General features: G+C 67.8%; 23 protein-coding genes. 10 read left to right on the top strand and 13 right to left on the bottom strand.

The annotated features are described in order from the left end of the window. Positions 1-22 precede the first annotated feature (22 nt). Both AC1DMS_RS01605 and AC1DMS_RS01600 read right to left on the bottom strand, forming a co-directional pair. Positions 23-838, bottom strand: a complete 816-nt coding sequence (locus tag AC1DMS_RS01605) for an ABC transporter ATP-binding protein (RefSeq protein ID WP_015865571.1) — start codon at positions 836-838, stop codon at positions 23-25. A 16-nt stretch (positions 839-854) separates the two neighbouring features. Further along, positions 855-1,625 carry an ABC transporter permease gene (locus AC1DMS_RS01600; protein ID WP_015865572.1) on the bottom strand — a complete coding sequence of 257 codons (771 nt, stop codon included), beginning with the start codon at positions 1,623-1,625 and terminating at the stop codon, positions 855-857. 93 nt (positions 1,626-1,718) lie between these two features. Between AC1DMS_RS01600 and AC1DMS_RS01595 the strand changes: the two genes are divergently transcribed. Both AC1DMS_RS01595 and AC1DMS_RS01590 read left to right on the top strand, forming a co-directional pair. Next, positions 1,719-2,444 (top strand): GntR family transcriptional regulator, encoded by a 726-nt coding sequence (locus tag AC1DMS_RS01595; RefSeq protein WP_015865573.1) that lies wholly within the window; start codon positions 1,719-1,721, stop codon positions 2,442-2,444. Next, complete coding sequence (locus AC1DMS_RS01590) at positions 2,441-3,586, top strand: mandelate racemase/muconate lactonizing enzyme family protein (protein ID WP_015865574.1); 1,146 nt, start codon at positions 2,441-2,443, stop codon at positions 3,584-3,586. Before AC1DMS_RS01595 ends, AC1DMS_RS01590 begins: the two co-directional genes overlap by 4 nt. A gap of 1 nt (position 3,587) precedes the next feature. Here the strand turns inward: AC1DMS_RS01590 and AC1DMS_RS01585 are convergent, their stop codons facing one another. Beyond that, complete coding sequence (locus AC1DMS_RS01585; RefSeq protein WP_015865575.1) at positions 3,588-3,923, bottom strand: cupin domain-containing protein; 336 nt, start codon at positions 3,921-3,923, stop codon at positions 3,588-3,590. A gap of 191 nt (positions 3,924-4,114) precedes the next feature. Here AC1DMS_RS01585 and AC1DMS_RS01580 point away from each other — a divergent pair, with 191 nt between their 5' ends. Both AC1DMS_RS01580 and AC1DMS_RS01575 read left to right on the top strand, forming a co-directional pair. Continuing rightward, a complete protein-coding gene (locus AC1DMS_RS01580) occupies positions 4,115-4,378 on the top strand; it encodes a type II toxin-antitoxin system Phd/YefM family antitoxin (protein ID WP_015865576.1) in 264 nt (87 codons plus the stop codon). Between the two features lie 4 nt (positions 4,379-4,382). Continuing rightward, a complete protein-coding gene (locus AC1DMS_RS01575; protein WP_015865577.1) occupies positions 4,383-4,709 on the top strand; it encodes a CcdB family protein in 327 nt (108 codons plus the stop codon). 68 nt (positions 4,710-4,777) lie between these two features. Here AC1DMS_RS01575 and AC1DMS_RS01570 read toward each other — a convergent pair whose 3' ends face one another. After that, positions 4,778-6,922 (bottom strand): glycoside hydrolase family 3 N-terminal domain-containing protein, encoded by a 2,145-nt coding sequence (locus AC1DMS_RS01570; RefSeq protein ID WP_015865578.1) that lies wholly within the window; start codon positions 6,920-6,922, stop codon positions 4,778-4,780. Positions 6,923-7,056: 134 nt separating this feature from the next. Between AC1DMS_RS01570 and AC1DMS_RS01565 the strand changes: the two genes are divergently transcribed. From AC1DMS_RS01565 to AC1DMS_RS01550, 4 genes are read left to right on the top strand one after another with little or no spacing between them, the layout of a single operon-like run. Beyond that, a complete protein-coding gene (locus tag AC1DMS_RS01565; RefSeq protein WP_015865579.1) occupies positions 7,057-8,355 on the top strand; it encodes a glucoamylase family protein in 1,299 nt (432 codons plus the stop codon). After that, complete coding sequence (locus AC1DMS_RS01560; protein WP_015865580.1) at positions 8,352-9,743, top strand: glycoside hydrolase family 15 protein; 1,392 nt, start codon at positions 8,352-8,354, stop codon at positions 9,741-9,743. The genes AC1DMS_RS01565 and AC1DMS_RS01560 overlap by 4 nt, the downstream gene beginning before the upstream one ends. After that, complete coding sequence (locus tag AC1DMS_RS01555) at positions 9,740-11,503, top strand: ABC transporter ATP-binding protein/permease (RefSeq protein WP_015865581.1); 1,764 nt, start codon at positions 9,740-9,742, stop codon at positions 11,501-11,503. The genes AC1DMS_RS01560 and AC1DMS_RS01555 overlap by 4 nt, the downstream gene beginning before the upstream one ends. Then, positions 11,500-13,788 carry a CocE/NonD family hydrolase gene (locus AC1DMS_RS01550; RefSeq protein WP_015865582.1) on the top strand — a complete coding sequence of 763 codons (2,289 nt, stop codon included), beginning with the start codon at positions 11,500-11,502 and terminating at the stop codon, positions 13,786-13,788. Before AC1DMS_RS01555 ends, AC1DMS_RS01550 begins: the two co-directional genes overlap by 4 nt. Positions 13,789-13,792: 4 nt before the next feature. Here the strand turns inward: AC1DMS_RS01550 and AC1DMS_RS01545 are convergent, their stop codons facing one another. Next, positions 13,793-15,430, bottom strand: a complete 1,638-nt coding sequence (locus AC1DMS_RS01545) for an alpha-amylase family glycosyl hydrolase (RefSeq protein WP_015865583.1) — start codon at positions 15,428-15,430, stop codon at positions 13,793-13,795. Between the two features lie 194 nt (positions 15,431-15,624). On the opposite strand from AC1DMS_RS01545, the gene AC1DMS_RS01540 reads away from it, so the two are divergent. After that, positions 15,625-16,305: a hypothetical protein gene (locus AC1DMS_RS01540; RefSeq protein WP_015865584.1), complete on the top strand. Its 681-nt coding sequence runs from the start codon at positions 15,625-15,627 to the stop codon at positions 16,303-16,305. A 204-nt stretch (positions 16,306-16,509) separates the two neighbouring features. Here the strand turns inward: AC1DMS_RS01540 and AC1DMS_RS01535 are convergent, their stop codons facing one another. The 8 genes from AC1DMS_RS01535 to AC1DMS_RS01500 all read right to left on the bottom strand — a co-directional run bounded on the left by AC1DMS_RS01535 (position 16,510) and on the right by AC1DMS_RS01500 (position 24,653). Further along, positions 16,510-17,475 carry a tripartite tricarboxylate transporter substrate binding protein gene (locus AC1DMS_RS01535; RefSeq protein WP_015865585.1) on the bottom strand — a complete coding sequence of 322 codons (966 nt, stop codon included), beginning with the start codon at positions 17,473-17,475 and terminating at the stop codon, positions 16,510-16,512. 1 nt (position 17,476) lies between these two features. Then, entirely contained in the window at positions 17,477-18,382 is a 906-nt protein-coding gene (locus AC1DMS_RS01530) for a dihydrodipicolinate synthase family protein (RefSeq protein WP_015865586.1), read from the bottom strand. A gap of 34 nt (positions 18,383-18,416) precedes the next feature. Next, on the bottom strand, positions 18,417-19,349 hold the full coding sequence (locus AC1DMS_RS01525; RefSeq protein ID WP_049826191.1) for an aldose 1-epimerase: 933 nt from the start codon (positions 19,347-19,349) through the stop codon (positions 18,417-18,419). Between the two features lie 4 nt (positions 19,350-19,353). Beyond that, a complete protein-coding gene (locus tag AC1DMS_RS01520; RefSeq protein WP_041945842.1) occupies positions 19,354-20,556 on the bottom strand; it encodes a mandelate racemase/muconate lactonizing enzyme family protein in 1,203 nt (400 codons plus the stop codon). 11 nt (positions 20,557-20,567) lie between these two features. Next, entirely contained in the window at positions 20,568-21,410 is an 843-nt protein-coding gene (locus tag AC1DMS_RS01515) for an ABC transporter permease (RefSeq protein WP_015865589.1), read from the bottom strand. A 2-nt stretch (positions 21,411-21,412) separates the two neighbouring features. Further along, positions 21,413-22,276, bottom strand: coding sequence for an ABC transporter permease (locus AC1DMS_RS01510; RefSeq protein ID WP_015865590.1), 864 nt, complete (start codon positions 22,274-22,276; stop codon positions 21,413-21,415). Next, positions 22,273-23,373, bottom strand: coding sequence for an ABC transporter ATP-binding protein (locus AC1DMS_RS01505; RefSeq protein WP_015865591.1), 1,101 nt, complete (start codon positions 23,371-23,373; stop codon positions 22,273-22,275). Before AC1DMS_RS01505 ends, AC1DMS_RS01510 begins: the two co-directional genes overlap by 4 nt. An 89-nt stretch (positions 23,374-23,462) precedes the next feature. After that, positions 23,463-24,653, bottom strand: coding sequence for an extracellular solute-binding protein (locus tag AC1DMS_RS01500; protein WP_015865592.1), 1,191 nt, complete (start codon positions 24,651-24,653; stop codon positions 23,463-23,465). Between the two features lie 203 nt (positions 24,654-24,856). Between AC1DMS_RS01500 and AC1DMS_RS01495 the strand changes: the two genes are divergently transcribed. Further along, entirely contained in the window at positions 24,857-25,570 is a 714-nt protein-coding gene (locus AC1DMS_RS01495) for a FadR/GntR family transcriptional regulator (protein ID WP_015865593.1), read from the top strand. Positions 25,571-25,610 lie beyond the last annotated feature (40 nt).

The following is a 25,610-nucleotide window of genomic DNA, read 5'->3' as shown; positions in this document are numbered from 1 at the left end:
TGTGGCGGGGTGGTGAAAGCAGCTAGTCCGACATGCGCACGGCCTGCCTGGCCTGTGCGGCGTATTCCTGCATGACGAGCTCGCGGATGTGGGCGCGCAGCTCGGCGAAGCGCGGGTCCTCGTGCAGGTTTTCCGCGCGCGGGTAGCCGAAGGGAATGTCGATCACGGTGCGGATGCGCGCCGGCCGCGCCGTGACCACGACGATGCGCGACGACAGGTAGATCGCCTCTTCCACCGAGTGCGTGATCAGCATCACGGTCTTGCCGTCGCTCTGCAGCACCTGCAGCAGCAGGTCCTGCATGGCCGAGCGGGTCTGCGCATCGAGCGCGCCGAAGGGCTCGTCCATCAGCAGGAACTCCGGCCGCACCGCGTAGGCCCGCGCAATCGCCAGCCGCTGGCGCATGCCGCCCGACAGGTGCTTGGGAAAATGCCCCGCAAAGTCCGACAGCCCCATCAGCTGCATGTAGCGCTGCACGATCTCCTCGCGCTCGGCCGTCGGCACCCGGCTTGCGGAGAGCTTCAGGCCGAACTCGATGTTCTGCCGCACCGTGAGCCACGGGAACACGCCGTACTCCTGGAAGATCACGCCGCGGTCGGGCCCCGGCGCGGCCACCGGCTTGCCGTCGAGCAGCACCTGCCCGCTGGTGGGTTGGACGAAGCCGCCGACGATGTTCATCATCGTCGTCTTGCCGCAGCCCGACGGGCCGATGATGGAGACGAACTCGCCGTTGCGGATGTCGAACGACACGTCGTCGAGCACGCGCATGGGACCGTGCTCGGTCGGAAAATCGACCGACACGTGGTCGAAGCTGATGCGTACCGGTTGCTGTGGCGTCATGTCGAGCGGCCCTCCTTCAGGCGATGCGGTCCTGCCAGGCCACCAGCCGGCGCGTCGCAAGGCGCAGCAGCAGGTCCATGACGAGCGCGATCACGCCGATGCAGATGATGCCCACGTAGATGATGTCGAGCTGGAAGAATGACGAGGCGTTCTGGATCAGCGCACCCAGGCCCTGCTGCGCCGCGATCAGCTCGGACGCGACCAGCGTGGCCCACGCCACGCCGAGCGCCACGCGCACCGCCGTGAGGATGTGCGGAATGGTGAGCGGCACGATCACCTTGCCGAAGATCTCCACGTCGCTGGCGCCCAGCGTGCGCGCCACCTTGATGTAGATCGGGCTGATCTGCGCGATGCCCTCGTACATGACGATCACGCCCGCAAAGAACGAGGCATAGAAAAGAATCGCGGTCTTGGCCGCCTCGCCGATGCCGAAGTACACGATCACCAGCGGAATCAGCGCAATCGGCGGCAGCGCGCGAAAGAAGTTGATGACCGGGTCCATGAAGCTGCGCAGGCCGCGGTACCAGCCGAGGCAGAAGCCCACCGGCACCGCCAGCGACACGCCCAGGGCGACGCCGATGAAGACGCGCTGCGTCGACATGTAGATGTCTTCCCACAGCCTGCCGCGCGACAGCTCGACGAACTTGGCCAGCACCATGTGCGGCGCCGGCACCAGCGCGGGATTGACCAGGCCGCTCGCGCGGATGGCGTACCAGAGCGCGAGGATCAACAGCCACGGCGCCACGATCAGCAGCGCGCGCGTCAGCGGGGAAGAGGAGCTTCTCATCGGCGGTTTGTCTCTCGTGGGCGGACTTGGGCCCTTGGGCTTTCGTCTCTGTCAATCTGTCATACTATAGACCATACGTTTGATCGATAAAACATGTCTTCCAAGTTTCTCGACAGTCCGATGCCGCGCTACCACCAGCTGGCGGACCTGCTGCGCCAGCGCATCGCGCGCGGCATCTGGCCGCGCGAGCACCGGCTGCCCTCGCTCGATGAACTGACGGCGGAATTCGGCGTGGCGCGCGTCACGGTGCGCCAGGCGATCGACCTGCTCGCGCGCGAGGGCCTGGTGTCGCCGCAGCAGGGCCGCGGAACCTTCGTCACCGGCATGCCCAACCGCGACCGTTTCATCAGCGTGGTCACCAGCCTGGACGAGCTCGCGCGCGTCTACGAGGACACGCAGCCGAAGATCATGAACATCGACGAGGCGGCCACCTCCCCGCCGCTCGCACCGGGCGAAGGGCAGCCCGCCGCGCGCTACGCCTTCATGCGCCGCGTGCACTTCCGCGACGGCCGCGCCTACTGCGTCATCAACATCTACCTGGACGAGCGCATCTTCCGCAAGGCGCCCGAGAAGTTCCGCACCAGGACCGTGATCCCGCTGCTGATCGCGATGAAGAGCGTGAAGATCGCCGCGGCGCACCAGGTGCTGACCATCGGCACGGCCGACATGGAAGTGGCCGGGCTGCTGAAGCTGCCGATGAACGCGCCCGTGGCCGAGGTGCGCCGCATCTTCAAGGACGCGGAGGACACCGTGATCTACCTGGCCGACGTCACCTACCGCGGCGATGCCATCCGCGTCGAAATGAACCTGAAACCATGAAGCCGCTGCCCCTCTCCCCTGTCCACGTCGCGCGCATCGAGGCCTTCGTGTTCCGCTGCCCGATCGCCACGCCCGTGCGCACCTCCTTCGGCACCATGCATGACCGGCCGGCCGTCTTCGTGCGCGTGGAAGACCGCGACGGCGCCACCGGCTGGGGCGAGGTCTGGTGCAACTTTCCTTCCTGCGGCGCGGAGCACCGCGCGAAGCTCGTCGACACCGTGATGGCGCCGCTGCTGGCGAGCCGCGCCTTCGACGGCCCCGCCGAAGCCTTCGACTGGCTGACGCAGCGCACCGCCGTGCTCGCGATCCAGTCGGGCGAGCCGGGCCCCATGGCGCAGGTGATCGCGGGCATCGACCTGGCGCTGTGGGACCTGTGCGCACGGCGCGCCGGCCAGCCGCTGTGGCGCTACCTGGGCGGCGCGCACGACGGCGTGGGCGTCTATGCCAGCGGCATCAATCCCGATCGGCCGCAGGACCTGGCGGCGGCGCGGCTCGCCGAAGGCTACCGCGCGTTCAAGCTCAAGATCGGCTTCGGCCGCGAGCGCGACCTGGCGAACCTCGCCGCGATGCGCGAGGTGCTGGGCCCCGGCCTGCCGCTCATGACCGACGCCAACCAGGCCTGGAGCCTCGACGAAGCCCGCGCCATGGCGCCGCAGCTGGAGGCCTTCAACCTCGGGTGGCTCGAAGAGCCGCTGCGCGCCGACCGGCCCTGGCACGAGTGGCAGCAGCTGTCGCAGGCCACGGGCATTCCGCTCGCGGCCGGCGAGAACATCGCGGGCCCGGCGGCCTTCGATGCCGCCATTGCGCAAGGCGTGCTCTCGGTGCTGCAGCCCGACAGCGCCAAGTGGGGCGGCATCTCGGGCTGCAGGCCCGTCATCGCACGCGGCCAGGCCGCGGGCCTGCGCTACTGTCCGCACTACCTCGGCGGCGGCATCGGTCTGCTGCATTCGGCCCATCTGCTGGCCGCGGCCGGCGGTGGCGGCATCCTCGAGATCGACGCCAATCCCAACCCGCTGCGCACCGCGCTCGCGCCGGCGCTGTCGCGCGTGACGGAAGGCCGCTGCAGCCTGGGCGAGCAGCCGGGCATCGGCGTGGCGCCCGACCTGAACGCGGTGGCGCAGCTGGCGGCGGCGGGCTGCTGACTCAGTCGGTGCGGCTGGCCGGCAGCACGACGGTCATCAGCAGCCTGGCATCTTCCAGCGCATGCAGGCCGTGCGGCACGCCGCCCGCCAGGTACATGACCTGATCGGCCTCGAGCAGCTTCACGTCGCCGTCCAGCTGCACCTCGACCTTGCCGCGCATGCACTGCAAGGTCATCGAGGTCGAGACCGCATGCGACGGAACCCGCTTGCCGGCCGGCAGCACCAGCCACATGAGCTCGATGTCGCGGGCCTTCAGCAGTGCGCAGGTTTCGGTCGCCTGCCCGTCGAGTGCGCCGAGGTTCACGACCTGGCCAGAGGATGCGTGCGTGAGTGCCATGCGGGCAGTGTGGCAAGGCGCGCGGGCGCTGTCCAGAGGGCCGTTCTCCGGCGCAGCGCCTGCCGATTTCGCCGTGGAGACTGGTTGCCTCGACCGCGACCGTGAAGCCCGCGGCGAACTCGGTGCTCGGACTGGACATCGGCACGCGGCGCGCTAAACTGTCCATGTTAGCTACTTTGCAGGATCGGGCAATGATTACCGTCACCTCTGTCGAGGCACAAAACAAGTTTGGGCAGCTCCTGGACACAGCGCAACGCGAGCCAGTCATCATCACGCGTCACGGGCGCCCCGCGGCCTACATGATCTCGCCTCAAGAGATGAAAGAGTTTCAGGAGGCGCGTGCACGCAGCGGCCAAGGCAAATCTGCGCGCGACTGGGCCACGGCAAGCGCACAGGCCTGGAATGAGTTCGACACCAGGTTCGGTTCGTTCGCGGACGAGCACTCGACGCTCTGAACCAGTGGCGCAATTCGACGTTCATCGCAACAAAGGGAGCCAAAAGGAAAGCATTCCCTTTGTGGTGGTCATCCAGTCTGCGCGATTCGATGCCTATCGCCGCAGAGTGGTTGTTCCCTTGGTCTTGCGCCAGCACGCCCCTGGCTCATCGGTTTCCGGCTCCCGGATGAATCCCATCTTCCGCGTGGGTGGTGTCGAAGTCGTCCTCAATCCATTGCAGGTGGTATCCGTGGCAACCGATCAACTCGGTGCCGTGGTCGACTCTCTTGCGGAGCATGGGCAACAGATCATTGATGCGATGGACGAGTTGATGACCCGAGCCTGGGGATAGCAGAACAAAGCGCGTTCGAGGAGCTTCGGTCACTGGCGACCGGCATCGGCGACGACATCCGCAGGGTTTCAGTACAACTCGACGGTCTGTCGCAGCAAGCCTGATGGCTCGGCACTCGGCCCGACGAGGACCTCGACTTCGCCCGGCTCGAACACGGGCTGCAGGTCCGGCCCGAGGTAGCGCAACGCGGCCGCCGGCAACGCCAGATTCATCGAGCCAACGTCGCCCGGCTTCAAGCGCAGCTTTGCATAGCCCTTGAGCTCCAGCAGCGGACGGGTGACGCGGCTCAGCTTGTGGCGAACGAACAGGAAGACCGTCTCTTCGGCCTCGCGCGCGCCGACGTTGCGCAGGCTGACGTTGATCTTGAGCGTGTCGCCCTCGCGCACGCGCCGCGGCTCGACCTGGAGCTCGCCATAGTCGAACCGGCCATAGGTCAGGCCATGGCCGAAGTCATACAGCGGCGTGTTGGCCACGTCCAGGTACTTGCTCGTGAAGTGGTCGGCGGGATTCATCGGCCGGCCGGTGGGACGCTGGCCGAAATGGATCGGCACCTGCCCAAGAACGCGCGGCCAGCTCATCGGCGTGCGGCCGCTGGGCGACACCCGGCCCGTGAGCACGTCGGCAATCGCATGGCCGGCCTCGACGCCGAGGAACCACGCAGCGAGCAGCGCATCGGCGTTTTCAGCCAGCCAGGGCACGACGAGCGGGCGGCCCGAGAACAAGATGGCGACGACCGGGATGCCGAGCGCGCGGGCGCGCGCCGTCACCGCTTCGGCCAGCGCCTGTTGCCGGCCCGGAAGCGCGGGCGTGGCACGGCTCGCCGCCTCGCCGCTCATGGTGGCGCGCTCGCCCAGGCACAGCACGACCGCATCGGCGCCGTCGCACATCAGGGTGGCGGCTTCGATGCCGCTGTCGTCGCCGCCCTCGATGGCGACGCCGGGCGCATGGCGCATGTCGGTCTGCGGCAGCGCGGCGCGCAGGCCGGCCAGCACGCTGACGGCCGGCTCGTGTTCGCCGGCGCCCCACCACGGGCCTTTCATCTCGGTGCTTGCATCGGCCAGCGGGCCGATGACACACAGTGCCTTCGGTGCCACAGGCAAGGGCAGCGTGTCCCGCTCGTTCTTCAGCAGGACGATGGCCTTGCACGCGGCGTCGCGCGCCACCGTGTGCCGTTCGGCAACGGCTGCCGCGGGTTCCGGCGTTGCGCCGCGGCGGTAGGGGTCGTCGAACAGGCCGAGCTGCTCCTTGAGCCGCAGCACGCGGCGCACGCTTGCGTCGATCTCGTCGATCGTCACCCGGCCCTGTTCGAGCGCGATCGGCAGGCCCTTGCGATAGGCGTCGGCCATCATGTCGATGTCGACGCCGGCCTTCAGCGCCAGTACCGCGGCATCGACGAGATCGGCCGCGACGCCGTGCTTGATCAGCTCCGCGATCGCGTTGTAGTCGCTGACGATGACGCCGTCCCAGCCCATCTCGCCGCGCAGCCAGTCGCGCAGCAAGGGGATGTGCGCTGTCATCGGCACGCCGTTGAGATCGGTGAACGCGGGCATCAGCGTTGCGACGCCGGCGCGCACCGCTGCTTCGAAGCCCGGCAGATGCACCTCGCGCAGGGTGCGCTCGGAGATGTCCACCGCGGCGTACTCCCGGCCCGCGGTGACTGCGCCGTAGGCGACGAAATGCTTCGCGCAGGCGGCCAGCGATTCGGCCGACGACAGGTCGGCGCCCTGGAAACCGCGCACCTTGGCCTCTGCGATGCGCGCGTTCAGCCAGGGGTCTTCGCCGGGGCCTTCCGCGGTGCGGCCCCAGCGCGGATCGCGCGATACGTCGAGCATCGGCGCGAAGGTCATTGCCAGGCCCTCGGCCGCGCCTTCGCGCGCGGCCTCGCGCGCGGTGCGCTCCCAGAGGTCTTCGTCGAAGCTGCCGGCCTCCGCGAGCGGAATCGGAAAGAGCGTGCGATGGCCGTGGATGATGTCCAGGCCGATCAAGAGCGGAATGCCAAGCCGCGACTTCTCGATGGCCAGCCGCTGCATCTCGTGCGTGGGGCCGGCGCCGACCATGTTCAGCAGATTGCCGACGCTGCCGTCGATGATCGACTGCGTGGAGTCCCCCGCGAGCACCGGTCCGGTGACCGTGTAGCTGGAGGCGGTCATCGTCAGTTGACCCAGCTTTTCGGCCAGCGTCATCCGGGCCATGAGTGTGTCGATGCGGCTCATCAGGGATTTCGAATAGGACCCAAGGGCCTTAATGATGGCATGCTGCGGGCAGAGAGCCCTCGGCTGTGTGGCGCCGCCGACGATTCGGCGAAACCAAACGTGACGCCCGGGACCACCAACGAAAGGAGCCATGCGTGTTGAAGAAGGATGACAGGAACCCGAAGGCCTTGGCAGCCCTGCCCGATGAAGCCTTGCTCGACGCCGTGCAGCGGCAAACCTTCCGCTATTTCTGGGACGGCGCGGATGCCGCCAGCGGCCTGGCGCTCGACCGCCGCACGCTCGTCGGCGCCACCGGCGAAGACCTGGCCGACGAGAGGGTCGCGATCGGCGGCACGGGCTTCGGCATCATGGCCCTGATCGTCGCGGTGGAGCGCGGCTGGATCACGCGGGACGCGGCGCTGGAGCGCCTGGGGCGCATGCGGGACGCCCTCTTGCGCGCCAGGCGCTACCACGGCGCCTTTCCGCACTTCATGGACGGGGCGAGCGGCGCAACGATCCCGATGAGCCCCAAGGACGACGCGGGCGACCTGGTCGAGACCTCGTTCCTCTGCATGGGCCTGCTCTGCGCGCGCCAGTATTTCAGCGAGGACACGGCCATGGCGCGCCGACTGCGCGCCGACATCGACACGCTGTGGCACGAGGTCGAGTGGAACTGGTTCACCCAGGGCGGGCGCGACGTGCTGTATTGGCACTGGAGCCCGAACCACGGCTGGGCCATGAACCATGAGGTGCACGGCTGGAACGAGTGCCTCATCACCTACTTCCTGGCGGCGGCCGCGCCGCGCCATGCGATCGATCCGAAGGTCTACCACCGCGGCTTTGCCTCCGGTCCCGACTTCCTCAACGGCCATTCGTACCACGGCATCGAGCTGCCGCTGGGTCCGCCGAACGCCGGTCCGCTGTTCTTTGCGCACTACTCGTTCTGCGGCCTCGATCCGCGCGGCCTGAGGGACCGCTACGCAGACTACTGGGATCTCAACACGCGCCACGTGCGGATCAACCGCGCCCACTGCATCGCCAACCCGCGGGGCTTCCCGGGCTATGGCGAATCGTGCTGGGGCCTGACCGCGAGCGACGACCCCGACGGTTACCTTGCGCACGATCCCAACAACGACAACGGCACCATCTCGCCGACGGCCGCGCTGGCCAGCCTGCCCTATGCGCCCGCCGAGGTGATGCGGGTGCTGCGGCATTTCCTCACCGTGCATGGCGAGCGGGTGTGGCGGGACTACGGCTTCGTCGATGCGTTCTGCGAGCGGCGCGGCTGGTTCGCAGACACCTACCTTGCCATCGACCAGGGCCCGATCGTCGTGATGATGGAAAACCATCGCACGGGCCTTCTGTGGAAACTGTTCATGAGCGTGCCCGAAGTGCAGGCCGGGCTGCGCGCGCTGGACTTCAGCAGCCCGCATCTCGAGGCGTCGGCGGCGTGAGCTTCAGCGTGGCGAGCCCGCAAGACCCGGCATTCGAGCCCTGGCTCGAAACACAGCTGCGCCATTCGGCGGCGGCGATGCTGTCCAGCATTTCGCCGGTGTCGGTCGTCAAGCACCGGCCGGGCTTCGGCCAGACCGTGCGGCCGATCGCGGGCGCCATCGTCGCCTCGCCCGTGCTTGCCGACTACAACCCGGACCCGGACTACTTCTTTCATTGGTTCCGCGATTCCGCCGTGGTCATCGATGCATTGCGCCTGCTCCACCTTGAGGGGCGCATCGGCGACGAAGCCCTGCAGCACCTGCGCGACTTCATCCGCTTCAGCCTGGACTTGAACCGCCTCGACGGCCGCGCGGCTGCCGCGGTGGAGAACCGCAGCGCGTGCGTGGCCCCCGAGCTCCTGCAGTACTGGCGCGAGGACCATGACCTTGCCAAAGCCTTCGGCGACCTGGTGGCCGCCGAGACGCGCGTGAACCCCGACGGCACGCTCGACGTCTGCCGATGGAATCGCCCCCAGCACGACGGCGCGCCGCTGCGCGCGCTGGCGCTGCTGCGCTGGGCGGCCGGCGGCCACCTCGACGCGCCGCTGCTGGCGGAAGCTGCCGAGCTGATCCGTTTCGATCTGGACTTCACGCTGCGCCGCTGGCGCGAGCCGTCCTACGACATCTGGGAAGAGGAGCTCGGCCAGCACTACTACACGCTGCGTGTCGCAGGTGCGGCGCTGGCCGAAGGCGCGGCGTGGCTGGAGGGCCTGGGCGATGCGGCGCAGGCGCAGCGCTGCCGGGAAGAGTCGCGCGCGGTGCTGCGCCTGCTCGACGGCTACTGGGTGGACGAACGCGGCGAACGCGGCGCGGCGCCCGGCTACTACCGCTCGCGCGCGCTGGAAGACGGCCGGCCCGGCCCGAAGGCGCTGGACATCGCGGTGATCCTGTCGGCGATCCACAGCCTCGGCACCGAGGCCGCGCATGGACCGGCCGATCCGCGCATGCAGGCCACGCTGGCGCGCCTGGACGCGCTGTTCGATGCGGCCTATCCCATCAACCATGGCCGTGCCGAGAGGCTTGGCGCGGCAATGGGCCGGTATGGCGGCGATGTGTACTACTCGGGCGGCGCGTACTACTTCTCGACGCTCGGCGCCGCCGAGTTCTGCTTTCGTGCTGCCGCAGCGATGGGCGGCGATGCACGCCATTGGCTCGAACGCGGCGACGCCTACCTCGCCACCGTGCGCGCGTACACGCCGGCCAGCGGCGACCTGTCGGAACAGTTCGACCAGCGCAGCGGCGCGCAGACCTCGGCCAAGCAACTGGCCTGGAGCCACGCCGCGTTCATTTCGTGTGTCTCGGCGCGCCGCAGCGCGGCCGCCGCCTGCGAGGCGTCGCGGCAGCGATGAGCGCGCGGACAGAGAACCGTGTCGAGCCGGCTGCAAGGACCGGTTTCTTCCGTCAGGTCAGCGAGCTGCTCGGCGCCCTGCGCGTATCGCCGGTCGCAAAAACGCTGGTCGCGCTGATGGGTGCGATCGTCGTGGTGGTCGCGCTCACCGCGTATGGGCAGATCGAGCTCAACAGCTGGAACAAGCCGTTCTACGATGCGATCTCGCGCCGCGACCTCGGCGAATTCGTCGTGCAGGTCGGCGTCTTCGCGATCATTGCGGGGGCGCTGCTGGTCCTGAACGTGGCGCAGCGGTGGCTCGGCGAAACCCTGCAGCTGAAGCTGCGCGAGGCCGTGGTCAATGACCTCGTCGGGCTGTGGCTGCAGCCGCGCCGGGCGTTCTGGCTGCAGGCCAGCGGCCCGATGGGGGCCCACCCCGACCAGCGCATGCACGACGACACGCTGAAGCTGTGCGATCTGTCGGTCACCCTTGGCGTGGGCCTGTTGCAGGCAGCGATGCTGTTCGGCAGCTTTGCGAGCGTGCTGTGGGTCCTCTCCAAGGACTTCAGCCTCTTCTTCAATGGCAAGGACCATGTGCTGCCGGGCTTCATGCTGTGGGCGGCCATTGCCTATGCGATCGCCGGCTCGCTGGTCACCTACTGGGTCGGCAGCGGCCTGATCTCGCGCAATGCCGAGCGCTACGCGCGCGAGGGCGAATTGCGCTTCTCGCTGACGCGCATCAACGAGCATCTCGACGGCATCTCGCTGGCGGGTGGCGAGGCCGACGAGAAGCGCCGCGTCGCCATGCATTTCGGCGACGTCCTTCGCGCCACCTCGCGCGTGGTGCTCGGGCTGACCAACCTGACCTGGGTCACGGCGGGCTTCGGCTGGATCACCATCATCGCGCCGACGCTGGTGGCCGCGCCCCTGTACTTCTCGGGGAAAGTGTCGTTCGGCGGCCTGATGATGGCCGCCGCGGCCTTCACGCAGGCGCAGTCGTCGCTGCGCTGGTTCGTCGACAACTTCAGCATCATTGCCGACTGGCGCGCCACGCTGCTGCGCGTTGCCGACCTGCGCCGCATGCTGGCGTCCGACCTGGAGGCACGCGCAGGCGGCAGCCGCATCGCCTACGAAGAGGGCGAAGCCGGGGTGCTCGCGATCGAAGCGCTCGAAGTCCGCTCCTGGACCGGCCACGATCGGCTGGACGCTCCGGGTCTTGTCTTGCATCGCGGCCAACGCGTCCTGATCCTCGGCACGCCGGGCACCGAGAAGACCTTGCTGTTCCGGGCGCTCGCGGGCCTTTGGCCCTGGGGCTCCGGCACCGTGCGCCGGCCCGCCGGCGAGACCATCCACTACATGCCGCGGGGCACGCCCTACATTCCGCGCGGCACGCTGGCCGAGGTGCTGTCGTATGCGATGGAGCCGTCGAGCTACCCGAGGGAAGCCATGGTGGCCGCACTGGCGAGCGTGGGCCTGCAGCGCCTGGAACCCTTGCTGAACAAGACGGGCCGCTGGGAGAGCGAGCTCAGCATGGACGAGCAGCTGCGGCTGGGCTTTGCCCGCGTGGTGCTGCAGGCGCCGCCCTGGCTGGTGATGGACGAGGCCTTCGGCGCGTTCGACGACGACACGCGCGAACTCATCATCGACCTGCTGGGCAAGCTCGAGCACACGGGCATTGTCCACATCGGCTCGGCCGGAGAAGCGCGCGACCGGCTGTTCACGCAGGTGGTGCACCTGGTCAAGGCGCCGGCGAACACCGTGCGCGAGGAGCAGCGGCCATGAGACACCTTGGGTCCACCGTCGGCCGTGCGCGCCGCGCCCTCGTGCGGCTGATGCTTGCGCTGCCCGCGTGGAGCTGGGCGGCGGATTTCGGCTTCAAGCCGCCGCGCGATCCCGAGGATGCCGCCGCGGCGGACCTGATGCGGGACCTGGCCGAGCGCATCCTGCCGGTGTACCAGGACGCGGACACCGACGTCTTCCTGGCCAACCTCGCCGCCCTGCAGATCGTCAGCGGCGCCTACCGTGCAGCCTCCGACAGCAGCCGGGCCCTGCGCACCCGCCGCCAGGGCAAGCCGTTCGACGACCTGGTGCAGCGCGCGATCCTCGACGGCATCTACGCCCGTGCGCGCGCACTCGAAGCGAACGAGCGCCTCGGCTTCGCCGAAGCCTACGCGCGCGCGTTCCGGGAACTGGTGTCGCCGCTCGACAATGCGCAAGCCCAGGCCATCATGGCGCGGCTCGACATCCCGGCGGCGGTCTATGCAGAGCCGCTGCGCCGGGCTTTCGATCTCTGGCGCGCGAAGGGCAGCCTTCCGCAGGACGACGCGCTGGCGCTCGTGCGGACCTGGCATTCGTACGAGTCGCGCCGCAGCTTCGGAGCGCTGCTGCCCGAACTGTTCGCGGTGGAAGACCGCAACCGCTACGTGGCGGAGGCCGACCTCAGGATTCCCGTGCGCGGCGCTGTCATCCATGCGCGCCTGGTTCGGCCCGGCCGCGCCAATGACGCACCGGGCGCCCTGCCGACGCTGCTGCGCTTCACGCTCGATCCGGCCGAGGACGACGCCCAGCGCAGCGCCGCCAAGGGCTACGTCGGCGTCACGGCGTACGTGCGCGGACGCACGCCCGACGGCCAGGGCGCCGTGTGGCCGTTCGTTCGCGACGGCGAAGACGCCGCCGCCGTCATCGACTGGATTGCCCGGCAGGCATGGAGCGACGGCCGCGTCTGCATGATCGGCGACGGCTACTCCGGCTATGCCGCCTGGGCCGCCGCCCGCAGGAGACCGGCCGCACTCAAGGCCATTGCCACGATCGCGCCGATGGCGCCGGGCATCGACTTTCCGATGGCCGGGCAGATCTTCCGCAACGCCATGGTGCGCTGGGCCGAGGAGCACGCGGATGACGAGCCCCTGCGGTCCGGCGTCGATGCCGACCCGGACACGGCATGGCAGGTACTCGACGCGCGCTGGTATCGCGGCCATCGCCCCTATTGGGACGTGGACCGCGTCCTGCTGGGCAAGCGCAGCCGGCTGATCCGGACATGGCTCACGCACCCGAGCCACGATCGCTACTGGCAGAAGTTCCTGCCGTCGGCGGAACAGTTTGCGCGCATCGACATTCCGGTGCTCAGCTTTGCCGGCTACTACGGCGCGGACGCCGGCGCGCTCTACTTCCATCAGGAGCATCGCCGCCACCGGCCGCAGGCCGACACGACGCTGCTGCTCGGCCCCTACGACGCGGCCTCGATCCGGCACGGCACGGCGGCCACGCTGCGCGGCTACACGCTCGACCCCGCCGCACGCGTCGACCTGCCCGAGCTGCGCCTGCAATGGCTCGACCACATCCTGAAGGGCGCGAGCAAGCCTGCCCTGCTGGGGGATCGCGTCAACTACCAGGTGATGGGCGCGGACCAGTGGCGCCATGTGCCGGCGCTGGATGCGCCGCAGCGCACGCGGCTGCGCTTCTACCTCGACACCCGCGAGCGCAACGAGCCGCACCGCCTGTTGCCGTCACCGTCCGAAGAAGGCGGCGGCAGCACGCGGCTCTCGGTCGACCTTGCCGACCGGCGCGACATGCGCATTCCGTGGCCGGACGCGCTGCGCGCGGCGCAGCTGCCGGCGCGCAACAGCATCCGCTTTGTCAGCGATCCGCTTCCGCAGGACACCGAGATCTTCGGCAGCCTGCAGGGCGTGTTCGACATCACGCCCTCGCGGCAGGACGTGGACTTCAGCATCTCGCTGTACGAGCAGACCGAAAGCGGCGAGTACCAGCTGCTGTTCGATCCCTACGATTTCCGCGCCAGCTACGCAGGCCATCGCGTGCGCCGCAGGCTTCTGCGGGCCGGCGAGCGCCAACTGCTTGCGTTCACCGCCGAGCGCGTGACGGCTTGCAAGCTTGCGGCGGGCAGCCGCATCGTGCTGCTGGTCGGCCTCAACAAGCGGCCCGACCGGCAGGTCAACTACGGCAGCGGCAAGGACGTGAATTCGGAAACCATCGCCGACGCGAAGTGGCCCCTTCGCGTGCGCTGGCACGCGCGCAGCTACGTCGAGATCCAGGCCGGCACGCCTTGATCGCTCAGCGTGTCGCCGGAGCCTTGCCGTTCAGGGCGCCGAGCACGACGCCTTCGCAAGGCGCCAGCTCCAGCGGCCCCTCGATCGACTCGGCGCGCGCAGGATCGGTCGATGCCAGCACGACCGGCTGGCGCGGCATCAACGCCGGCGAGATCGGCGCCGGGGTGGCACCGAAGTTCAACAGCACCACCAGCCGCCGTCCTTCGAAGCTGCGCGCATAGGCGAGCACCTCGCCCTCGGCATCGAGCGCTTCGTAGTTGCCCCGGTTCAGCGCAGGCTGCGCGCGGCGCAGCGCGATGAGGCGCCGGTAGAGCGCCAGCATCGAGCCCGCGTCCTGCGATTGCGCTTCCACGTTGCGCGTGGGCCCGTCGGCCGCCAGGCGCAGCCACGGGGTACCGGTCGTGAAGCCCGCATGCGCTGCGGCGCTCCACTGCATGGGTGTTCGCTCCGGGTCGCGGCCCAGGCCCATGCCGGGCTTGTTCTTCTCGAATGGGTCCTGCACCTCATCGGCGGGAATGGCGACGTCCGTCATGCCGATCTCGTCGCCGTAGTAGAGCGTCGGCGTGCCGCGCAGCGTGAGCAGCAGCATGGCCGCGAGCCGTGCCATCTGCGGCCGGACGCGGCTCGCGATGCGCGACCTGTCGTGGTTGCCCAGCACCCAGTTCGGCTGGGCGCCGGCGGGCAAGGCGGCTTCGTAGTCGCGCACCAGGCGGTCGATGCGCGCCGCCTGCCACTCGGTCGCGATCAGCTGGAAGTTGAAGGGCAGCTGCACGCCTTCGAGCACACCTTCGGTGTTGAGTCCGTAGTAGGCGACCAGGCGCGCGAGCGGCAGGTAGAGCTCGCCGATCAGCACGCGCGACGAGCGTGCGTCGCTGAACTCGTCGACCACGCGGCGCATCTCGGCCACGATCGGCTGCAGCTCCGGCAGGTCGGTGTTGTAGAGCATCTGCCAGCGAAAGAAGGGGTCCTGGCCTTCGATGAAATCCGGGTTCGGCGGGTTGTCGCGGAACTGCGCGTCCTTGATGATCTGGGAGAGCACGTCGACGCGGAATCCGTCGACGCCACGCCGAAGCCAGAAGCGCAGCACCTCGTACATCGCGGTCCGCACTTCGGGGTTGCGCCAGTTGAGATCGGGCTGCTCCTTCAGGAACGAATGGGCGTAGTACTGGCCGGTGGCCGGATCGAAGGTCCAGGCCGGGCCGCCGAAATTGCTGAGCCAGTTGTTGGGCGGCCCGCCGCCCGGCGCCGGGTCACGCCAGATGTACCAGTCGCGCCGCGGATCGCTGCGCGCGCTGCGGCTCTGCATGAACCACGGATGATGGTCCGAGGTGTGGTTGGGCACGAAGTCCAGGATGATCCTGAGCTCTCTCGCGTGCGCCTCCTGCACCAGCGCATCGAAGCCTTCCAGCGTGCCGAAGCGCGGATCGATGCCGCAAAAGTCGGAGATGTCGTAGCCGAAGTCGGCCATCGGCGAGGGATATATCGGCGAGATCCAGACGGCATCGACACCGAGCGAGACCAGATGGTCCAGCCGCGCGCGGATTCCATCCAGGTCTCCGATGCCGTCGCCGTTGCTGTCCTGGAACGAACGCGGATAGACCTGATAGACGATTCCGCACTTCCACCAGTCGTCGGCTGACATCTTGATCCTCTCATGGCCGGTTTCGAGAGGAGCCATTGTCTCCAGAAAGCGTCGTGGCCGGCCGAACTCGGCCAAAAGCCGCCGCCCTTCCGCTGCAATGATGCTGCGGTTGCCGCATGGGAGGGCAGGCTCGGGTTGCCGCTGGCACGACGGTGCGGTAGCCTCCCGGCTCCAATACAGCCAGGAGTCCCCCGATGTCCAGCCGCTTGCTTCTTTCCACTGGCGCCGCCGTCGCAGCCACCGCACTGATCATCGGTTGCGGTGCCATGCGTTCATCGAGCGGCAACCCCATGAGCTTCTTCATCACCAGCGCCAACCCCGGCAAGGGCGGCGACCTCGGAGGCTTGGCCGGAGCCGACCGCTTCTGCCAGTCGCTGGCCACGAGTGCAGGGGCGGGCAACAAAACGTGGCACGCCTATCTGAGCACCACGGCCGCGAACGGGCAGCCGGCCGTCAATGCGCGCGACCGGATCGGCACCGGTCCCTGGACCAACGCCAAGGGAGTGGTCGTCGCCACCAGCGTGGCCGACCTGCACAGCGCCAACGCCAAGGTCGGCAAGGACACCTCGCTGACCGAGAAGGGCGAGGTTGTCTCCGGCTTCGGCGATCCGGTCAACCGCCACGACATCCTCACCGGCTCGCGCCCTGACGGCACCCTTGCCGCGCCCGATCCCGGCAAGGACACCACCTGCGGCAACTGGACCAAAAGCGACGGCGGCTCCGCCATCGTGGGCCATCACGACCACAAGGGCACCAATCCCGATCCGGTAGCCAATGCGTCGTGGAATTCTTCGCACGGTACGCGCGGCTGCAGCGTCGACCAACTCAAGATGAGCGGGAGCGCCGGGCTGATGTACTGCTTCGCGGCGAACTGACAGTCCAGCGGACCGCCCGACTCCGAGGAGACTCGCACGGGACTTCTAGTCTTCAGCCTCAATGTCACCCTGGACGGCTGCATCGACCACCAGGAGGAAATCGCCGACGACGAGACGCACGCCTCGGATCTCTGACGCTTCGCCTTCACGTTTGCAGATGGGTCTCTGACGGGCGTATCCGCACCGCATTGCGGCCGCTGGCCCTCAATCTCCCTTGATACCTTGCACGCGGATCAACTCCGCCCAGCGTGTGTATTCGCTGCGGATCAGGCGACCGAGCACTTCGGGCGAGCCGCCCGCCGGGGTAATGCCCATGGCGACCATCCTGTCGCGCACCGCCGGTTGATTCAGCGCGTTGTTGAACGCGGTATTGAGCCGCCGGATCGCCGGCTCGGGCGTGCCCGCCGGGGCCGCGAAGGCGTACCACGGCTCGATGACGAAGCCGGCAAAACCCAGTTCTTCCATCGTCGGGACGTCCGGCAGATTGGCCGAGCGCGTCTTGCCCGTCACCGCCAGCGCACGCACCTTGCCCTGCTTGATGAAGGGCAGGATGGAAGGCTCGTTGTCGAAGAACACCGGGACCTGGCCGCCGATGAGGTCGGTGATGGCAGGCCCCGATCCCTTGTACGGCACATGCGTCAGCTCGACGCCCGCCATCTTCTTGAGCAACTCGGCGGCGAGGTGGTTGGACGCGCCCACGCCCGAAGACGCGTAGGCCATGGGCTGGCGCCTGGCCTGGTCGACCAGGTCCTTCACGCTGCGGATGCCCGCCTCGTTGTTGACGGTGAGCACATTGATCGATGCGCCCAGCAGGATCACCGGGGCCATGTCCTTGAACAGGTCGTAGCCGACGTTCTTGTACAGGCTCGGATTGATGGCGCAGCTGCCGATGCTGCACTGGACCAGCGTGTAGCCGTCGGCCGGCGCCTTCAGCGCCGACGCCGTTCCCACGCTGCCGGCGGCTCCGGCACGGTTGTCGACGATGACGGGCTGGCCCAGCTCCGCCGACGCCGCATTGGCAAGCAGGCGCCCGACCACGTCCGCGCTGCCGCCGGGCGGAACCGGGATGACCAGCTTCACCGGGTGGGCTGGATAGGTCTGTGCGGCGACAGGCCAGTTCGCAGCAGCGATGAGGCCGAACACGAGGGCGGCGAAGAAGCGGCGTTCCATGCTATTGCCAGCCGTCGACCAACTGCTTGAGCTGCGCCAGATCCGCGTCCGGCAGCGGCCAGGTGCTGGGCGGCCGGGCCGCGCCGCAGTCGCGCCCCGCGTATTGCAGCGCCGCTTTCACCACGCTCACGTTCGAGCCGTTGCGCTCATGCGTGCGCAATTCCTCGAAGGCCGCGATGCCGCCGATCAATTCCATCGCCAGCTGGTGATCTCCCTTCGCGAGCGCGGTGTGAATGCGCACGGACAGGTCGGGCCGCACGTTGATCAGCCCCGAGGTGAAGCCGCGGGCACCCACCGCATACATCGGCGGGGCCCAGGGCTCGGCCAGTCCGCACACCCAGGCCAGGCCGCGATCGGCCACCTGCGCCATGGCCTGCACCAGGCGCAAGGGCGTGGGCGATGCCCATTTCACGCCGATGACCTGCGGGATTCGGCACAGGGCTTCGATCACCGGCAGACCGATCGCGTCGTCACGCAGATAGAGCACGACAGGCAGGCCGTCCGCCGCGTCGGCAACCCGGCGCACATACGTGACCACACCGCTGGGCGCGACGAAAGGGTCCGTCAGCTGATGCACCATCAGGGCAGCGGCACCTGCCTGGCGTGAGGCGCGCGCCAGGGCGCAGGCGTCGTGGACGCTGCGCCCCACGCCACCCAGCAAGGGCACGCGGCCACGGACATGTTCCGCCGCGGCATGCACCATGCGCTCGGCCTCCGCCATGGTCAGGCCGAAGAACTCGCTGGTGTTGCCGTTGGCCACCAGCACATGGACGCCGGCCTCGATGGCGCGGTCGACGACGGGGCCCAGGCGATCGGGCGCGATGTGGTCCGCATCGTCGAAGGGCGTCACCAGGATGCCTGAGATGCCGTCCAGGGCGGTCCTGAGGGAAGCTGTTGATTCAGTCATGTTGTCGATCTCGTGTAGTCAATGGTGGCGAGGCTTAGCTCGACAGAGGAAAGACCGACAGGCGCAGGCTGCATGTCATCGCCTCGCCGGGCGCGAGCACCCGCCAGCCGGTGTCGGCGCGCGCCGCAGCCAGGTTGGCGGCGTCCGCGACATGCGAGACCGGTTCCACGCAGAAGTACGCTCCCGGACCCGGCCGATGCAGCACCAGGTGCTGCAGCGCGGCGCTGGCCAGCAGTTCGATGGCGGGACCATCGGCCGCCGCCATTCGCGCTTGTCCGTTCCATTCGCCGTAGTAGCGGGTGCATTCGACATCGGGCAAGGCCTTCGCCGACGCGTAGTCGTCCGCCGGACCGGTCGGCTGCGGCGTGCTCGCGAGGAATTCGGCGTCCGCCGGCCAGACGGTGCGCGCATCGAACTGCAGGCCGTGCGCGAACTGGGCCGGGAAATAGGGATGGAAGCCGCAACCGCCCGGCATCGGCTCCCGGTCGTCGTTGGTGACCCGCAAGCTCAGCGTGATGCCCGCGGCATCGAGCTCCACCACCTGCTCGGCCCGAAAAGCCCATGGCCAGCGGTGGTCCCCCGGCACATGGACATAGGTCATGGTTGCGCGGTCCGCCGCGTGCCGCTCGAGGTGCCATGGACGCTGCTGGCTGACGCCATGCAGCGCGTGCCGTTCCCCCGGATGAAGCGGCAACTGCACCCTGCCCTGCGTGCCGGCGACGCGGCCATCGCGGATGCGGTTCGAAAACGGAACCAGGGGATAGCAGCCGGCCTTGGGCCACTGGGTGGATTCGAAACCGCCGGCGCGGACGGCGTCGTCGAGCGGCACCAGCCAGTCGATTCGTTCGCCCGCGGTTGCGCGGGAGCTGAGGCTGGTGACGCGTCCGCCGGCAGCCGGCGCCAGCGTCGCCGTCAGCGTTCCGCTGCACAGCGTGGTGTCGGGCGTCACGTTCAGATGCATCGCCATCCGCTCACGACTTCGAACTGCGGATGGTGACGTCAGGCCGCTGCAGCAGCGCCGGCGACAGTGCCAGGCCCAGGCCCGCGCCGGGCGGAACCGTCGCATGGCCGGCGCGGACATCGGGCAATTGCGTCACGAGCTCGCGATACCAGCCTCCCAGGTAAGCGCGCACCACTTCCTGCAGCACCACGTTGGTCGTGCTCATCGCCAGGTGGAGCGACGCCGCGAGCACGACCGGGCCGGTGCAGTCATGCGGCGCGACTGGTTTGTGAAAGGCCTTCGCCAGGGTCGCGATCTTTCTGGCTTCGGAGAGACCCCCGACCCAGCCCAGGTCCAGCATCACATAGTCCACCGCATTGTTCTTGAGCAGCTGGATGAATGGCTGGACGGTGGCCAGCGTCTCGCTGCCGCAGACCGGAATGCGGGTGCGCGAACGGAATTCGGCGATCGTGTCGAGGTTGGACATCTGGATCGGGTCCTCGACCCAATAGGGCTTGAACTCCTCGAGCGCCTGCGCGATCCGCACGGCCATCGGCAGGTTCCACATCGAATGGAGCTCCACCATGATGTCCATCTCGTAGCCGACAGCGCGCCGGATTTCGCGGAACGGCTCGAGCGCAGTGTCCAGGTCGCGGGCCGAAATCGACTGCCCGCCGCTGGCCTGGGCGAAGGGATCGAAGGGCCAGATCTTCATCGCCTTGTAGCCCTCGGACAGCAGGCTTTCGGCCAACGCCGCCGGGCGCTTGACGAATGCAACCTGGTCCTCGTAAGGCCCTTCGGGCGCGACGTCGGCGCTGGCCTGCGTCACCGAGCGACGCTGTGGGGCCTTGTTGTAGGTGTAGCCCGCGCAGGTGTTGTAGACCGGGACGCGTTCGCGCACGGCGCCGCCGAGCAACTGGTAGAGCGGCTGTTGCGTGACCTGGCCGAACAGATCCCACAGCGCGATGTCGACCGCCGAAGCGGCGCGCGTTTCGGCGCCGCTGCTGGCAAAGCCGATATAGCCGTACAGCAGGTGCTGGCTGTGGGCTTCGATGGCGAGCGGATCCTTTCCCAGCAGGTAGGGCGCGATCAGTTCATGGATCTGCGCCTGCACGGCCTGGGCGCCACGAAAGGTTTCCCCCAGGCCCACCAGGCCGGTGTCGGTGTGGATCTGCACCCACAGGATGTTGGGATAGGCGGCCGCGTGGACCGTATCGACTTGCGTGATCTTCATGGAGGGCGGCATCAGGCCGTTTTTGGATGTTCCTTGACGCGGCTGACCAGCTGCGTCGGGTTGACGAATTGCAGCGCGATCAGCAGCCAGGCCAGCGTGACCGCCATGTAGACCATCGCCATTGCATCGACCGACTGCGGCGCACGAACGCCCGCCGCGAAGACCGCGTAGTACAGGGCCACCACCAGCGTCTGCGAATCCGGGCCGGCCGTCAGGAAGGTCAGCTCGAACATGCCGATGGTGCGCACCAGCACCAGCAGGGAGGCCGCCAGAATGCCCGGCGCCAGCAGCGGCAGCAGCACGTGCCAGAACAGCTTGAAGGTGTTGGCGCCGAACACGCGGGCGGCGGATTCGAGGTTGGCATCGATCTGCTCGATGAACGGTGTCATCACCAGGATCATGAACGGCACGGCCGGAATCATGTTCGCCAGGATCACGCCGAAGATGGTGCCCGCGATGTGCGCCTGGTACATCACCGTCGCCAGCGGAATGCCGTAGGTGATCGGCGGGATCATCAGCGGCAGCAGGAACAGCCCCATCAGCAGGTTCTTGCCGCGGAAGTTGCGCCGCGCCAGCGCGTAGGCCGCCGGCACGCCGATCAGGATCGACAGGAACACGACGGCGGCGACCACCTCGATCGTGACCCACAGCACGCTGTCGAGCTGGAACTCCTGCCAGGCGGTCTGGTACCAGTTGAACGTGTAGCCATCGGGCAGCCAGGTGCCCAGCCAGCGGCGGGCCACCGAGCTGGTGCCGACCGCGGCCACCATGAGTGCGACATTGACGATGAAGAAGCCCATCACCAGTGCAACCAGTGACTTCCAGAGTTTCATCAGCAGGCGATGCGTATCCATGGTCAACCTTTGCCGCCGGAGACGGGGCCCCGATAGAACATCCCGCGCGCGCCCAGGACCGCGGCAACGACGAACAGCTGCACCACGCCCATCAGCATCGCGACGGCCGAAGCCATGGAATAGTCGTAGCGCTCGAAGGCGGCCTCGTACGCCGCGATCGAGATCACTCGGGTGGCACCGGCCGGCGACCCGAGCAGGACCGCCGACGGAAACACCGAGAAGGCCTGCACGAACGACAGCGCGAAGGCCATCGCCAGCCCCGGGACCAGCAGCGGCAGATAGATATGCCGGAACTGGTTCCACGGCGTTGCGCCCAGGGTCGAGGCAGCGCGTGGCAGGTTGGGGTCGATGCCGGTGATGTACGACAGCGTGAGCAGGAACGCGAACGGGAAACCCGAGATGACGAGCGAGATCAGGACGCCCCAGTAGTTGTGCGTCAGCCGGATCGGGCCTTCGTAGATGTGCAGCCACTGGAGCGACTGCGACAGCCAGCCCTTGGGGCCGAAGTAGCCGAGCATGCCCTCCGCGATCAGGACGGTGCCCAGCGTCAACGGAATGACCAGCAGCGTGGTGATCAGTTTCTGGAAGCGGCTGCTGCGGCGCATCTGATAGGCGATCGGCAGCGCCGCGCCGACGTTGATCACGGTGGCGGGAATGGCCAGCTTGAGCGTGGTCCACACCGTGTCGCGCAGGTTGCCGGTGGTGAAGAACTGCGTGTAGTTCGCCAGCCAGTTGCCTTCCATCGGATGGAACGACAGCTGCAAGCCGTAGAGGAACGGATAGACGAACAGCACCACCATGAAGAGCGTCGCCGGCACCAGCAGCAGCAGGGACCGGTCGAACGAAGACGGGCTGGCGCTGCTCATGGCACCATGCCCGCGGCTGCATCGACGGGATAGGCCAGCGCCTTGTCCGGCGCAATGGCCAGCATGACCGGATCGCCGACCCGCAGGCGCGCCGTCGTGCGCACGATCAGCTTGAGCCCGCCGGCCACCTCGACGTCGACGATGTTGTCGTGGCCGCAGTATTCGACATTGAGCACCCGGGCGGCAAAGCTGTTGTCCACCGGTGAAGAGACGACGTCGAATTCCTCGGGCCGGATCGCGAGCATCGCCTTGCCGCTGGCGAGTGGCTGCATCGCCCGCGCGTTGAGCGCCAGGCCGCTGCCGGCGAGCTGCACCGACGCGCCGCCCTCCGAGCGCACGTCCAGCTCCACCAGGTTGCGATAGCCCATGAAGCGGGCCACGTCCAGGTTGGCCGGCTCCGCGTAGATGCGCTGCGGCTCGGCAATCTGCTGTGCCACGCCGTCCTTCATGACGACGACGCGATCGGCCAGCGACAGCGCCTCGTCCTGGTCGTGGGTGACGTAGATCGTCGATCGTCCCAGTTCGCGGTGAATGCGCCGGATCTCGGCGCGCATCTCCAGCCGCAGCTTGGCGTCGAGATTCGACAAGGGCTCGTCCATCAACACCAGCGGCGGCTCGATGACGATCGCCCGGGCGATCGCGACCCGCTGCTGCTGTCCGCCGGACAACTGGCCGGGCAGCTTGTGCGCCTGCGAGTTCAGCTGCACAAGGTCCAGCGCCCGCTTCACGCGCTGCGCCGACTCGGCGGATGGCACGCCGCGCATCGCCAGCCCGAACGCGACATTGCGCGCCACGCTCATGTGCGGAAAGAGCGCATAGTTCTGGAACACCATGCCAAAGCCCCGTTTTTCAGGCGGCAGTACATCGATGCGGGTGTCGTCGAGCCAGATGCCTCCATCCGTCAAGGGCAGCAGCCCGGCCAGGCAATTGAGGGCCGTCGACTTGCCGCAGCCCGAGGGTCCAAGCAGCGCGATGAACTCGCCGCGCTTGACCGTCATGGTCAAGGCATTGAGCGCAGTGAAGCTCTGCACGCCCTTGCCCGCGGCAAAGCGGCGCGTGACGCCATCGAGGCGCAACTCGGAAAAGTCTGAAGTCATGGAGAGACGCAATCCTGGAAAAGAAGCAGCCTGCAAGCGCCCACATGGCCGCTTGCGGCATCGGTCGGGCGCGCAGTGCGCGCCGCGAATCACTTGGTCTTGCGGGTGCCGATGTCCTGGTCCCAGCGGCGGAACGCATCGACCATGGCCTTGGGCTCGAGCGGCACGGCATGAGGGAACTGGGCCAGCCACTTGTCGTAGTCAGGCCGTCCGAACTCCTTGATCACGTCCTGGCTGTCCTTGGGTGCCAGCGACAGCGGCACGTCCTTGACCGCCGGGCCCGGATAGAAGTAGCCCTTGTCATAGGTCATCGCCTGCTGCTGCGGCTTGAGCAGGAAAGCCATCAGGTCGAGAACCACCGCTTGCTTCTCCGGCGGGACGCCCTTGGGAATCACGATGTAGTGCGCATCGTTGACCCACGTCATGCCCTTGAAGGGCAGCACCTGGAAGTTCTTCGGCACGATGCCCAGCGCCCTTGGGTTGATGTCCCAACCCGTCACCGTCAGCGTCATGTCGCGCGAGCCTTCGCCCAGTTCCTTCATCACGGCTGCGGTTCCCGTGGGGTAGTACTCGATGCAGGCGTCGAGGTCCTTCAGGTAGGCCCAGGTCTTGTCCCAACCATTGATCGGGTCGGCAGGGTTCTTGTCTCCCAGCAGATAGGGCAGCCCCATCAAGAAGGTGCGCCCCGGACCGGAGTTGGCGGGCCGTGCATAGATCAGCTTGTTGGGATTGGCCTTGCACCAGGCCAGCAGTTCCTGGGGCGTCGTCGGCGGCGTCTTGACCTTGTCGGGGTTGAACTCGACCAGCGGGCCGGCAGGCATGAAGACGATGGCTAGGCCGTGGTCCTTCGCCAGCGCTTGCATCTTGTAGGCGTTGGGAAGGTAGTTCTCCTGCAGCTTGGGGAACTTGGCCGCGTAGTCGGGGAACAACTTGACCCACAGGTTCATCTCGAGGCCGGCCGCGAGCGCATCGGTGCCGACAATGATCATGTCGATGTCACTGCGGCCCGCGTTCTGCATCGCCTTGATCTTGGCCGGGATCTCGGGCGCGGGCGCCTTGGTGAAAGTGAACTTGGAGACCAGCTTGGGGTTCTGCGCCTGGTAGGCCTCAAACGCCCCCTGCGTCAGCGCCAGGTTGCCGGCGGCGTCGATCACGTTGATCACCACCGGCGACTTTGGCATCTCCTGCGCCTGGACCAGGCCGATGCCGGCACAGCTCGCCGTCCCGAGAACGGCCGCAATGAGGGCGCGGCGATGCCGTGAGAGGGAAACTGGGCGCATTCGGAATCTCCTGATGGATGGGCTTGGCAGGCGGAATCTTGTAAGACAACTTTCGAGTTGTCATCCGGGTTTTCGCTGAGCCCCGCGGACACACGCCCACCTCTGGAAGAGCAAGGGTGCTGCGGGAGAGCCACTCGCTGTTCTCGTCAAGTTCGGAAGATTTGCTATAGTTGTCTGACAAAGATTCCCAGGGTATCGGTTCGATGGCGGAACACTTGCTAGACGTCAATGGCGGCACACTGCCCGACCAGATCTACGCCCGGATGGTCGAAGCCATCCTGCGCGGGGACTACGTCGACTCGAAAAAGCTGCCGACGGAAAGCGAACTGGCCTCGCAATTCGGGGTCTCGCGGCCGACCGTCCGGGAGGCACTGTCGAGGCTGCGGTCGGACGGGATCATCGAGTCCCGCCGCGGCTCCGGCAGCCAGGTCGTGCGGGCCCCCGGGACACCGGCATCGAGCATGCCCCCCATCAGGAACTATTCGGACATCGAGCGGTATTACGCCTACCGCACAGTTGTTGAATCGGGGGCGGCGGCCGCCGCGGCGGAGTTCCGCACTGCCGACGACCTGACGACGATCAGAGCCTGCCTGGAAGCGCAGACCCTGGCCATGGAGGGTGGAAACAAAGGCATCGAAGACGACGTCCGCTTCCACAGGGCGATCGCGAGGGCCTCGCACAACCAGTTCTTCGTGGCCGCCGTCGAAACGAGTGTCGCGCCCATCAGGCAATTCATGGAACTGGCGCGCAGCGTGCGATCGAAGATGACCGTCGAGCGTGTCCGGCTGGTCCAGATGGAGCACCAGCAGATCCTCGACGCCATCGAGAAACGATCCCCGGCCGACGCCGCCGAGGCAACACGGCTCCATATCCTCAACGCCAAGCGACGGATCTTCGACGCAGCGAAATTGCGGTAGAGCGCGACGGCCTGGCCGCCCACAAGGTTTGCTCCATCCC

It is taken from the genome of Variovorax sp. 05T418 (assembly GCF_056396385.1).
Note: the sequence above shows the minus strand (reverse complement) of the source record. Positions and strands in the feature narration are given on the sequence as shown.